The 12,985-nt window shown below is 53.0% G+C and carries 11 protein-coding genes and 1 riboswitch; of the genes, 8 read left to right on the forward strand and 3 right to left on the reverse strand.

Annotated features, from left to right (window positions below):
- Positions 1-329: 329 nt before the first annotated feature.
- The 8 genes from yegS (at position 330) to EB241_RS00415 (ending at position 10,059) form a co-directional block, all read left to right on the forward strand.
- Positions 330-1,232 (forward strand): lipid kinase YegS, encoded by a 903-nt coding sequence (yegS, locus tag EB241_RS00380; RefSeq protein ID WP_124231262.1) that lies wholly within the window; start codon positions 330-332, stop codon positions 1,230-1,232.
- Positions 1,233-2,029: 797 nt separating this feature from the next.
- A complete protein-coding gene (locus EB241_RS00385; RefSeq protein ID WP_124231263.1) occupies positions 2,030-3,220 on the forward strand; it encodes a cytochrome P450 in 1,191 nt (396 codons plus the stop codon).
- A 670-nt stretch (positions 3,221-3,890) separates the two neighbouring features.
- Positions 3,891-4,667, forward strand: coding sequence for a polysaccharide deacetylase family protein (locus EB241_RS00390; RefSeq protein WP_124231264.1), 777 nt, complete (start codon positions 3,891-3,893; stop codon positions 4,665-4,667).
- A 437-nt stretch (positions 4,668-5,104) separates the two neighbouring features.
- The gene (locus EB241_RS00395; protein ID WP_124231265.1) at positions 5,105-5,350 is read left to right on the forward strand and encodes a hypothetical protein; all 246 of its coding nucleotides are present in this window, start codon (positions 5,105-5,107) and stop codon (positions 5,348-5,350) included.
- Between the two features lie 10 nt (positions 5,351-5,360).
- A complete protein-coding gene (locus EB241_RS00400; protein ID WP_124231266.1) occupies positions 5,361-6,371 on the forward strand; it encodes a Zn-dependent oxidoreductase in 1,011 nt (336 codons plus the stop codon).
- 85 nt (positions 6,372-6,456) lie between these two features.
- Positions 6,457-7,743, forward strand: coding sequence for an MFS transporter (locus EB241_RS00405; protein ID WP_124231267.1), 1,287 nt, complete (start codon positions 6,457-6,459; stop codon positions 7,741-7,743).
- Positions 7,744-7,795: 52 nt separating this feature from the next.
- The gene (locus EB241_RS00410) at positions 7,796-9,280 is read left to right on the forward strand and encodes a mannitol dehydrogenase family protein (RefSeq protein ID WP_124231268.1); all 1,485 of its coding nucleotides are present in this window, start codon (positions 7,796-7,798) and stop codon (positions 9,278-9,280) included.
- Between the two features lie 89 nt (positions 9,281-9,369).
- The gene (locus EB241_RS00415) at positions 9,370-10,059 is read left to right on the forward strand and encodes a GntR family transcriptional regulator (RefSeq protein WP_124231269.1); all 690 of its coding nucleotides are present in this window, start codon (positions 9,370-9,372) and stop codon (positions 10,057-10,059) included.
- A 272-nt stretch (positions 10,060-10,331) separates the two neighbouring features.
- Here EB241_RS00415 and thiD read toward each other — a convergent pair whose 3' ends face one another.
- From thiD to EB241_RS00430, 3 genes are all read right to left on the reverse strand, one after another.
- A complete protein-coding gene (gene thiD, locus EB241_RS00420; protein ID WP_124231270.1) occupies positions 10,332-11,132 on the reverse strand; it encodes a bifunctional hydroxymethylpyrimidine kinase/phosphomethylpyrimidine kinase in 801 nt (266 codons plus the stop codon).
- The gene (thiM, locus tag EB241_RS00425; protein WP_124231271.1) at positions 11,129-11,920 is read right to left on the reverse strand and encodes a hydroxyethylthiazole kinase; all 792 of its coding nucleotides are present in this window, start codon (positions 11,918-11,920) and stop codon (positions 11,129-11,131) included. The genes thiD and thiM overlap by 4 nt, the downstream gene beginning before the upstream one ends.
- Before the next feature lie 32 nt (positions 11,921-11,952).
- A riboswitch (TPP riboswitch) is annotated at positions 11,953-12,048 on the reverse strand.
- A gap of 142 nt (positions 12,049-12,190) precedes the next feature.
- A complete protein-coding gene (locus EB241_RS00430) occupies positions 12,191-12,730 on the reverse strand; it encodes a hypothetical protein (RefSeq protein ID WP_233592501.1) in 540 nt (179 codons plus the stop codon).
- Between the last annotated feature and the right edge of the window lie 255 nt (positions 12,731-12,985).

Below are 12,985 nucleotides of genomic sequence, written 5' to 3' on the forward strand. Positions count from 1 at the left end.
TCTGGCACCGGGCGCATTCGGGCCCGGCACGGGCTGAGCCAGGCAGCGGTCTTTTATATAAGCCTCCTGACGCTCTTGCCGCGATAAAATAAATGTGCCTGTGCTGGTTATTGGGATCCGATCACACAAGTCGGGCCGTTTACTGGCTATGATGCTCAGGCTGAAAACAACATATTCAAAACAGTGTCTTTCCAATCATTTCCTCTGGCCCGCACAGAATCTCTCCTGACGGGCCATATTTTTTGCACCTTTTTCTTCTCCCTGCTCCGTTTCTTGCTGAATATGCTATAACTGAAACAGTTTTAAGCCCGTTCTGACAGGAAAAATGCATGGACAAACATTCGCTTACGCTGGTGATCCTTAACGGTAAAGGTGCAGGTAACGAGGCCCTGCGCGCCGCCATTCAGACCCTGCGTCAGGAAGGTGAGTCAATTGAGGTGCGCGTCACCTGGGAACACGGTGACGGAGCGCGTTACGTTAAAGAAGCCCTGTCGCTTAATGCCTCCACGGTAGTGGCAGCCGGTGGCGACGGCACGGTTAATGAGATTGCAACCGCGCTGGTCGGTCTGCCAGACGAACACCGTCCGGTGCTGGGGATCATTCCACTGGGGACAGCCAATGACTTCGCCACCAGCGCGGGTATTCCGCAGGAAATGGAAAATGCATTGCGGCTGGCCGTTCTCGGCAAAGCCACCTCAGTTGATATCGCCAGAGTTAACCAGCAACGCTACTTTATCAATATGGCAACTGGCGGTTTTGGTGCACGTATCACCACCGAAACCCCGGAAAAGCTGAAATCTGCACTGGGGGGCGTTTCCTACTTTATTCATGGTCTGATGCGGGTGGACACGCTGAAAGCCGACAGCTGCACATTACGCGGACCGGATTTCAGCTGGCAGGGCGATGCCCTGGTGATCGGCATTGGTAACGGGCGACAGGCCGGCGGCGGCCAGCGCCTCTGTCCACAGGCGCTGATCAATGACGCCAGGCTGGAACTGAGCATTGTCACCTCAAAGGAAGTGCTGCCAACGTTGCTCAATTCCATTTTTGGCAACGATGATGATAATCCAAACATCATCCGTGCTTCACTGCCGTGGCTGGAAATCACCGCCCCCCATGAGATGACCTTTAACCTTGACGGCGAGCCTCTCAGCGGTCGGAAGTTTCGTATTGAAGTGATCCCGAATGCACTTTGCTGCCGTCTGCCCCCTTCCTGTGAACTGCTGATGTAACGGCTGTCATTGTCTGTTTTCCGTTGAAGGTATGACAACCTTCGTTGCCGTGGTCATACCTTCAGCCTCAGGCTCTCCGCCGTGTTTCTGAAGCCGTGGAGACAGCAATGCCAGCCGTCAGCGATGTTGCCTTAACCGGCGATAAACCGCATGGTCTGGTCTCTTCTGGCATTAAAATTCAGCCGTAATCACCGCCACAGGCCATCAATTTCCCGGCATGTATTTACATTTTGAAAACAAAACAATCACACAAAGTTATCTTTTCTGCGATAAATTAATCAGGATCTTTCATCAGTACCACGGGTTAATGAGGCGATATTTAACCCTTTTTTATCTTCACGGTTGATGTGCACAGACGCCTTTGCCGGTTCATTTGCCTTTTTATCCCGCGTCGCACGGGCATCGCGCCGCGTAACCGCATCCCGGCAATAAGAACGGTAACAGGCTGCCAGTTGGCGGTCGGAAGATGATGGGTGACAGGCTGGAAAAGGCGGCGGTGAAGGGCTTCACCGCCGCGATATGGCGTCTTTGCTCCAGGCGTGAAACGGTCATTTCAGTACCATTATCTGGCCGCTGGACAGGCGACAACAGATTTCCATGCCGCGCCCCGGAACCTTTCAACTTCGTGGTAACACATACAACCGTTGGATAACCGGATAAGCGCCGCCGTAAGCCAGCGCCTGCTGGCATGACATGACGGGACGGCTGACAGCATCCACTCTCAGCAAAGTGGATACCCTGTCGCCCTGTCCACGTTCCGGCGCGCCTTAGTTACAAATTCATTCAGAGGTAAGAATATGCAGCTTCATGAACTTATGAATCCCGACTATTTAGATAATCCTTCTCTTCTTTACCGAAAACTCCATGAGCATGGCCCGCTGATCGATGCCGGGAAAAACATTATTATCAGCGGCAGCCACGCTGTCGTGGAGGCGCTGTTAAACAACCGGCAGATCGGTAAAAATTATATGGATAGCATCAGACTGCGTTTTGGCAACGATGTCGCAGATCTGCCGGTGTTTCAGGGTATGAGCAAAATGTTCCTCGTTCTCAATCCCCCTGAACATGCCCGTCTGAGGGGACTGGTGATGAAATCCTTCAGCACCAAAGAAATTCAGCCGCTCAGGGAGATGGCTCTGACGGTAGCAAATGATCTGATCGATGCCATGGCGGGTCGCCAGCGCTGGGATTTGGCCCGCGAATTTGCGTTTCCTCTTCCGGTACGCATCATCTGCCGGATGCTGGATGTCCCGGAGGCGGACGCCGCGGGGCTTGGCGAGGCGGCCTCCGCGCTGGTCAAGACTTTCGATCCGCAGATAAGCGAAGAAGACCTGATGAAAGCAGGTCAGGCATTTGCCAGGCTGGAAGCGTATTTCAGCGCGCTGATTCTGTCGCGCCAGGGCAGCACCGCCAGCGATCTTGTATCGCTTTTTGTCAACAGCGGCAACGATGGTGACAGGCTGCAACACGATGAAATTATCTCCAATGTCATTTTGCTGTTTATCGCCGGACACGAAACCACCTCAAACATGCTGTGCAACACCGTGCTGGCACTGCATGACAACCCTGAACAACTGGCGTTGCTAAAGCAGGACCACGCTCTGGTCCCGGCCGCTGTAGCAGAGTGCCTTCGCTACGACAGTTCCGTCCAGATGCTGTACCGTACCGCGCTGGACGATATTGAGCTACAGGGACAGGTTATTCCCCGCGGAACCACCCTTTTTCTCAGTCTGGGCGCGGCTAATCACGACCCGGCCGTGTTCTCATCTCCCGACACACTGAATATCCGACGCCGGGAAGGACGCAGCCTGTCTTTCGGTGGCGGCATACACCATTGTATGGGCTACCGGCTGGCGCTGGCAGAACTGGAGGTCGCTCTGGAGATATTGCTGAAACGCCTGCCGGACATGCAGCCGGTGAAAGCAGACATTGAGCGTAACCGCAGGGCGAATCTGCGCGGCGTCAACGCCCTACCGATCACCTGCTGAAATATCAGATTACTGCTTACACAGCGCGAAAAACAGATAGCGGATGTCAGTGACGTCCGCTACCTGTCGGCCGAACCGCTACGGATTAAACCGTCACCGAATACCCGCCGCTGTGAGCCACACTGCCTGTGGTGCCACGGAACCATCACTGCGAACACACCCTATGGCTTAATGCCTATGCTCAGTGCAGTTTTTGGGCATGATACGTTATGTCGACCGCCGGCTGCCTTTGGCCTCCTGCTGACGATGACAGAAACCGCAAAGCATCTCATCTGCTGTCAGTCGTCCCGGCTAAACAACAGAGAGGCAAAGCCAAGCCATCGTCGAATCGGGTATTTCCTGCGCGGGTCGTGGGCAGGCGCAACGCATTGTCGCCGCGCGCTCCATGGGACAACAGGCATCCCGTCCCCGCGGCCACCTAAACAGACATGGAAAATGGCGTTGACTGCCATGGCAGAAAACCCGTTCTGTTATATTCTCTGCTTCGTTATGACTTGCGAAACGCAGCATGTGGACAAAATACCGGGTGTTCAAACCACACAAGTTATGGCTTACTGACGGTTATGAAAACTATTGAGGATTTCATTATTTATCTGCCACACGGAATACAACAGGATGCGTATTTTTAACCGTTATTTGTTTTAACAAATAATCAAAAGGAAGACCTGTCATGAAAAAAATACACCTAAGTTTTGATGATGGACCCCATTCTTCAAACACGCCTCTGGTGCTTGATATACTGAAAGCACATCAAATAAAATCCACATTTTTTGTTCTGGGAGAAAGAGTAAAAGCTCACGGTAAAATCATCAGCAGGATCGTTACGGAAGGTCACAGAGTAGGAAATCACACATACAGTCATAAACAACTGACAACGCTTTCCGACCGGGAAATAAAAGATGAGATCATCAGTACGGAAAAATTAATCTCACAATACGCCCCAACAGATTATATTATTCGGCCCCCTTACGGCGCACGCAACACCAGAGTCAACAACCTGATTGCATCGCTGAATTATCACAGCGTACTGTGGAGCGTGGACACCGAAGACTGGAAAAGAAAACCCGATACCTGGATTAATTATGGTATTGAGCAAATTAAAAAAAGAGAGCTGAGTCTTGTGCTAATGCACGATATTCATGCCACGACGGCAGCCGGTCTGCAACGGTTTATTGAGCAAGTGAAGATGACCGGCGCTGAATTTGCCGATCTGGAATACATCACCGGTTTTCCCCCGCCGGATACCACAATTAATCCGCTGCCATCTGCTGAACCTCCTGCACCAACCTTGCGCTACCATGTGGTTAAAACAGGAGAAACCCTGTCATCGATTGCCAAAAAATATTACGGCACGACTCATCAGTGGCGGAAAATTTACCAGGCCAATATGGCGACAATCAGTAATCCCAATGTCATTACTGCCGGAATGCGGCTGTTAATTTTGTAACAGGCCGCGCAACTGCCAAAATATTAACCTTAAAAAGAGAATAATATTCTCAAATTATATCGACCATTTTTTCGCTAATGCCGATTTCAGCTAACGGCAACGTCCTGATGATGAAACACCACCATTCCCTGTCACAGGATACCAGGCATACTGCCCTGAACCGCTGCGGGCAAACCTTGCAGCAGGTAAGTCAGGGCAGTGCTGGCGACGCGATTCATCTCCCCCCTGTCAGAAAGTAAGTGGCTATCCCTGAATGACAAAACAGGTGAGTTAAATAATCCACCGCCTGCCCCACTCTTTTCCTGGTCTCTGATGTTAAGCGCGAACAGACGAAAGAACTGAAAATGTGATCGTTATCCGATGTTAAAAGCAGTTATCTTGTATGGTAGTACGTCAGTTTTTGTATTTCCCGGTACGCTGCTAATGAGCTGCCCTTAATGGACATTTTAAACCGGCAACGTTTTATCGCCGGTTCGCATATACCGGATAACCGGGAGATCGCTGACCAGGCTGGCGCTGCTCATTTATCCCCCTTGCGCCTGCCCGTCAGGCTATATATCGATCCATGGCGGCCCGGATTCTCACTGCTGCGCGCACAGTTTGTTGTGTTATTCGGCAAAGGCTGGCAGCAAACAAAGATCAATACGGTCATCCGAAAAATGGCACCCCGTCGTACAGCTTAAGGAGAAAGCAATGAAAACGGTGGTTATTGAAAAACCAGGGCAACTTACTTTACAGGAGCGTCCCCTGCCGGTACCGACGGCAGGAGAGGTCAGGATCAAGGTCAACTACGCCAGTATCTGTGGTTCAGATGTACACATCCGGCACGGTCACAATCCGTTTGCCCGCTATCCGCGCGTTATTGGCCATGAATTTTTTGGCACGGTTGATGCGGTGGGCGAAGGTATCGGCACTGACCGCATTGGTGAGCGTGTTGCTGTCGATCCGGTGGTGAGCTGTGGTCACTGTTATCCCTGTTCCGTGGGGCGTCCAAACGTATGTAGCCAGCTACAGGTGCTTGGTGTGCATCGCGATGGTGGCTTCAGTGAATATGCCGTAGTGCCTGCGGCAAATGCTTATCTTCTGCCAGAAAGCATTCCCGACCGGCTCGCCTGTCTGGTAGAGCCATTTACCATCGCCGCCAACATCTGCGCTTTTCTCAGGCCACAGCCCGCCGATGTTGCCCTGATTTACGGTGCCGGACCGATGGGGCTGACCGCCATCCAGGTGCTTAAAGGTGTTTATGATCTGCGTAGGGTGATCGTCACCGACCGGCTGCCTGAGCGCCTTGCCATGGCAAAAGAGAGCGGTGCCGATGTGATGCTGGATAACAGCAAGGTTCCGCTGTCAGCCCAGCTGGAGGGAGAGCAGCCGACCCTTATCATTGATGCAGCCTGCCACCCCGCCATACTGGCGGAAGCGGTCGCGCTGGCATCGCCAGCCGCCCGCATCGGCCTGCTGGGTTTCTCTGGCGAACCCTGCACGCTGACCCAGCAAAGTCTGACCAGCAAGGAACTGTCGCTGTTTACCTCACGTCTGAACAGTCACCGTTTTCCGCAGGTCATTGACTGGATGACAGGGAAGCTCATCCAGCCAGAAAAACTGGTCACTCACTCTATGCCGCTGCGCGACATTGACGCCGCCATGACGCTGTTTGAGAAAGATCCACGCAGCTGCTGCAAAGTGATCCTGACCTTAGACTGAAAACAGGCTGATGCAAACGCGCCGCCGTCCCTTTCCTTCTCCGGCCAGCGCATCGGTGAACGCTGAATATAATCAAGGAACCGTTATGTTTAAAAATCTACGCTGGACTATCGTCCTGCTGTTGTTTTTGGTCTACATGATTAACTATCTCGATCGCGTCGCGCTGTCCCTTACTTTGCCATTGATTGAAAAAGACCTGACGTTAAACGCGGCAGAATTTGGCATGATCTTCAGTAGTTTCTTCTTTGGCTACGCCATCTTTAATTTTATTGGCGGGCTGGCCACCGACAAATTCGGGCCCACGCTGGTACTGGGCGTCGCGGTGGGTCTTTGGTCACTGTTCTGTGGTTTTACCGCGCTGGCGACCGGCTTCTGGTCAATGTTGATCCTTCGTGTGCTGTTCGGCATGGCTGAAGGCCCTATCTGTGCCTCGGCCAACAAGGCAGTTAACGGCTGGTTTCCCAAAAAGCAGGCTGCCACGGCGATGGGCTTTCTCAGTGCCGGTTCGCCACTGGGTGGTGCGGTTGCCGGGCCGGTTATCGGCTATCTCGCCCTCGCGTTTGGCTGGCGTCTGGCTTTCGTCATCATCTGTTCAATTGGGCTGGTGTGGATGGCAGCCTGGTTTCTTATCTCCGCCGACAATCCCCTGAAAAGTCGTCGCTGTAGCGACGCGGAACGCAGGTTAATCGCACAGATGAAAGCAGAACAGGCGACCACAGAGGGGACAGAAGAAACACAATCTGGTTGCGCTCTGGGGCACTATCTGCGCCAGCCCATTATCCTGGTCACCGCGTTTGCTTTCTTCTGCTACAACTACATCCTGTTTTTCTTCCTCAGCTGGTTCCCGGCCTATCTGGTGCAGGCACACAATCTTGATATTAAATCAATGAGCATCACCACCATGATCCCGTGGATAGTTGGCTTTGTCGGGCTGGCTCTGGGGGGATGGATCTCAGACCGCATCTTCAACATCACCGGCAAACTGCTGCTTTCCAGAAAAATTGTGCTGGTGGTTTCTCTGCTGGCGGCGGCAGTTTGCGTGGCGCTCGCGGGTTCGGTCAAAGGAGTTTACCCTGCGGTGATCCTGATGTCCGTGTCGATCTTTTTCCTCTATATCACCGGTGCAATTTACTGGGCTATCGTACAGGATGTGGTGCACAAAAACCGCGTTGGCGGTATCAGTGGCTTTATTCATCTTATCGGCAGCCTTTCCGGCATCATCGGTCCTTACGTGACCGGACTCATCGTGCAGCACAGCGGAAAATTCGACAGCGCTTTTGTACTGGCAGGATGCGTGGCCGCCCTGGGCGCTATACTGGTGCTGTTGGTGATCAAAAGTCCAAAGCAGCATTCCCGCACGGTTTCTGTCTGAAAGCCATGGGCGGAACGGTCTGACGTCCGCCCATCTTATATAAGGACTGACTATGTTATCACTTCATCTTTTACCCGCAGGTACGCTACTGCCAAAATATGACCGTCGCGCGCTGCGCACGCGTATCGTTCATATCGGCTTTGGCGCGTTTTTTCGTGCTCACCAGGGCGTTTGTGCCGAGATCCTGGCCTCTGCACACAACAGCGACTGGGGCTACTGCGCGTGTGAAATCAAAAAAAGCAATCAGGGCGATTTGATCGAAGCAGTGCGCCAGCAGGACAGATTATACAGCGTCACTGAAATGGCCGATGACGGACTGAACTCGCGTGTGGTTGGCGTACTGAATAATGCTCTGTACCGCAGCGGCGATGGCATTGATAAAATCATCGGGGCGATGAGTCAGCCTGATGTGGCCATTATATCGATAACGGTGACCGAAAAAGGCTATTGCTATCAGCCTTCTACAGGTCAGTTGATGTCTGATCACCCGGCTGTCGTGCATGATCTCGCGTATCCTGACGATCCTGAATCCGTGCCAGGCGTGATCCTCGCCGCCATTCGCCGTCGCCGCCAGCTTGGTCTGAAGCCTTTCAGCGTGATGTCCTGCGACAACATGCCGGAAAACGGTCATGTCACACGCAATGTGGTGGTACAACTGGCGCAACAGCAGGATGCCGGACTGGCCCGCTACATTGAGGAGAATATCACCTTCCCGTCTACGATGGTGGACCGCATTGTTCCTGCGATGACCAAACAGGCCTTTAGCGCCTTAACCCAACAGCTGGGCTGTGATGACCCGGCGGGCGTGCAGTGTGAGCCATTTTTCCAGTGGGTGATTGAGGACAATTTCGTCAATGGTCGCCCGGGATGGGAGAAAGCCGGAGCTGAGCTGGTGGCTGACGTGCTGCCGTTTGAAGAAATGAAGCTGCGCATGTTAAACGGCAGTCACTCCTTCCTTGCCTATCTTGGCTATCTGGCAGGTTATGAGCATATCAGCGACTGCATGAATGATGCTCACTTTGTTCAGGCCGCCCGCCAGCTGATGCTGGACGAGCAGGCCCCTACCCTTCGCACGAAAAACGTCGACCTCACCGCCTACGCCGATTCGCTGATCGCCCGCTATAAAAACCGCGCCATTAAACACCGGACTCACCAGATTGCCACCGATGGAACGCAAAAACTGCCGCAACGCTGGCTCGACAGTCTTCGCTGGCATCTGAATAACGGCAGTGATTTTGAACTGCTTGCTCTGGGGGTTGCCGGCTGGATGCGCTATGTCAGCGGCGTTGATGAACAGGGCAAGCGCATTGAGATTAACGATCCGCTACAACAGGCGCTGACACGTCTGGTTAGCAGCAGTCAGGATGGCGATGAGCGTATCGCGGCGTTACTGTCACTTCAGGCCGTCTTTGGTGACGATCTGCCGGATAACCGCCGTTTTCGTGAGCGTGTCAGCCACTGTTATCAGTTGCTGTGCACGTACGGCGCGAAAGAAACCGTGCGGCGGGTGAGCAGCCGTTGCCGGGAAATGGCGTAAAAGGGCTGGTGCCGGGGCGATGCTCTGATTAGACTTAGTGCCGTCCCGCGCCTCAACATTGGCGTATAACATCACAACGAATTTTATGCATGTCGATTTCATATAGCATTACCGCCAACGAGCCGGTTAATCAGCAAATTTATCGTTTTCTGCGACAGGATATTGTGACCTGCGCCGTTCCACCCGGATCGCTGCTATCGGAAAAGGAGGTTTCAGCCCGCTTTAGTGTCTCCCGTCAGCCGGTGCGTGAAGCCTTTATTAAACTGGCAGAAGCTGACCTGGTGCAGGTCCTGCCGCAGCGCGGCACCTTTGTGCGTAAGATTTCGGCCCGGCGCGTTGCCGATGGCCGTTTTATCCGCGAGGCCGTGGAGGTCGCGGTGGTAAGGCGCGCGGCGACAGAGGCCACAACCAGCGCGCTGGCGCTGATTGAACATAACCTTACACTCCAGCACATGGCCGCAGAGCGCCATGACAGCCAGGCTTTTCTGCTGCTGGATGATGCGTTTCACCGGCTGATTGCTCAAAGCATCAATTGCGAACTGGCATGGGAAACGGTGGAAAACATTAAGGCGGCCATGGATCGGGTACGTTTCCTTACCCTCAGTAAAGTGTCTCCCCCGGAGAGACTGATTGAGCAACATCAGTCGATTTACCAGGCGCTCCTCACCCGTGACCCGGATGCTGCCGAAATGGCATTGCGAAGTCATCTGCAGGAGATCATTTTCTCCATCACCCCCATTGCTGAGCAGAACAGCGACTGGTTTGAAACCGCAGAGTGATATTCACTCCGCCCCGCACTCTGTTTTCCTGTCCGGCCTGCCGGTGCATCCGCTAAACAGAAACCGTCGGCAGAGTGGTAATGCAGCAATACGCCTGACACGACACCTCTGCGTTCTCTGCAAGGTTTGCTACCACGCCCGTGCCATTCAATGTTCTCTGAAGATTAAGGGACCGCGCCGTCCGGTCCTGCTCCCTCGGAGAGCATGGATCTCCATTCTTCTGCAGGGCAAACTGCCGACGACATTTTTCACAACAGGCGGGTAATACTGTCTCACCACCAGCGATAGAAGTGATGCACAGGACCGTGCCCGTTACCCACCTCCAGTGAATCAGCCTGTTCCAGCGCCCCCTGTAACCACTGCTTCGCCTGCTGCACCGTGTCGTGCCAGCTGGCATTACGTGGTCGCAGCGCCGCCAGCGCGGCGGAGAGCGTACAGCCCGTACCATGGGTATTTTTTGTTATCACTCTTGGGGAAGTGAAGCGCAGTTCTTCACCGGCGGTGATCAGCCAGTCCGGGCTTTCACTGCCGCTGAGGTGTCCCCCTTTCATCAGTACCGCCTGACAGCCCATCGCCAGCAAGGCCCTTGCCTGCTGGCGCATCTCTGTTTCACTGCGCGCAATATCGCACATTAGCAGCGCGGCGGCTTCTGGCAGATTGGGCGTGATCAAAGACACCTGCGGTAACAGCCGCTGTCGCAGGGTCACTACCGCTTCCGGTGAGAGTAAGGCATCGCCACTTTTAGCCAGCATCACCGTATCCAATACTACCCATGGGATCGCGGCGGCCTGCAAGCAGTCGGCCACCACGTCAACAATGTCGCTCCCGGCCAGCATCCCGATTTTCACGCTGTCGATACGCACATCACTCAACACGGATGAGAGCTGCGCGGCAACAAAATCGGGCGTTATCCGACAGAGGGACTGCACGCCACGGGTATTTTGTGCCACCAGCGCGGTCACTACGCTGGTACCGTATGCCGCCAGTGCCGAGAAGGTTTTCAGATCGGCCTGAATGCCCGCTCCGCCACTGGGGTCGGTTCCGGCAATGGTCAGTGCATTAATCCGTTTCATATCATCGCCTTTGTATCCAGCCGGTACAACATGTCGAGGAAATGCGGCACGAAACTACCCGGCCCGTTTGCAGCAATGGCGGCCTTTTCCCCCGCGAGGCTCATAATCCGGCAGGCGCTGGCAATATGACTGAGCTTATCGCCGGGCAACACAGTAAATCCGGCCACCACCGCCGATAAAGCGCAACCGCTACCCACCACGCGGGTCATCAACGGTGAACCGCCCGGTATCTTCATACTGCGCTCACCGTCAGTAACATAATCCACCGCGCCCGTTACCGTCACCACCGCGCCACTCTGTTGTGCCAGCCACAAAGCGTCTTCCAGCGCTGATTCGGGATCGTGCAGACTGTCAACGCCACGTCCGCCACATCCCCGGTTCGCCAGCGCGATAATTTCCGATGCGTTACCCCGGATGGCCGCCGGACGGTATGTCAGCAGATGCTGGCAGAAATCGCTGCGAAAGGTCAGCGCCCCCACCGCGACCGGATCAAGCGTCCAGGGGGTTCCCACCGTATTTGCTGCCGCCACTGCCGCCAGCATCGCTTTACTGCGTTCGCTGGTCAGTGTGCCAACATTGATCAATAGCGCGTCCGCAATGGTGCTAAATTCTGCGGCCTCCTCTGGTTCCGTCACCATCGCCGGTGAGGCCCCCAGCGCCAACAGAACATTGGCGGTGAGCGTCTGCACAACATCATTGGTCAGGCAGTGCACCAGCGGTGAAAGATGGCGCAACGTGGTGAGAGAAGAAGCGGCCTGGCTGGCCGTAAAGAGATGAGGTTGGATCATTTAACGCTCCCCACCCGGCGTGGGAAAGCGATGCGTAACGCATCTGACTTCCCTACGCTGGCATTATCCAGATCAGGTAATACGGGTATTTCTCAGCCTTCTTTTGAAGGGCACCCCGAGTCATTAAAGTAAACTCTTGTTACTTTTCACCAGAATAAGGGAAGTGTCGCCTGCAAAGCAAGCTGGCCTGTCCGCATTCGCCGTCATGAGCGCCGGAAACGGATAAAAACATCAACACCTCATCGCTGAATCCATCCAGGGATTAAGCTGTCAGTTATCATTGCCGGATTTCGTCCCGTCATCGATCATGGTGACATGACCATTTTCATATCTGAAACGGGAACCATCATCAAAGGCAATCACTGAGTTTTTTTGTCCCCAGGACACCCATCTGAGAGGTGCCTTATAATCCGCAGGAGGGTAAAACTCATTTGAGATCACCACCTCTTTACCTGAAAAATTAAATAATCTATATGCTCTGTATCGATACAGATCGCCATATGTAGGGTCGGTTTTTATATATTGAGGAGTATTGAAATCATAGAAAACAATTATTTTACTTCTATAGTTTTTCTTATCTAAGGTCCATCCCTCAATATCTGCGCCTATTCGATAGCTATCGTTTTTAAAAATCTCATTTCCATTCAAAAAAATACGAGATTGCTTATCTTTTTCTTTGCCACCATCAACATACTCTAATTTACCCAGTGTTGTATTATCACAGTTTGTTCTTTGAATGCATTTTTCAAACGAATATGATGAAGTAGATATCAACAGCAGTAATAAAGCCATAGCACGCAAAATCATCATGTTACATCTCCCTTTATTTTTTCTATCACGATTTCTAAACTGCCTGACTCTTGCTTTTCTGTAAACTCTATTTTCGGACAATAAAAATTTTCAAGGTTAATATTGTTATCAATGTATTTTGAAAGCCAATATCTATGCCCCTCAATATAACAGCCATTGTCCTTCGCATATCTCGCAGCCCTCTTCGCCCCAACCTGTGCCACCAGTAATTTATGCGCATTTTCTTCAGTAATGGTTTTTCTGATAAAACGCCTG

Origin of the sequence: Erwinia psidii, assembly GCF_003846135.1 — a bacterium.
GTDB classification, from domain to species: Bacteria; Pseudomonadota; Gammaproteobacteria; order Enterobacterales; family Enterobacteriaceae; genus Erwinia; species Erwinia psidii.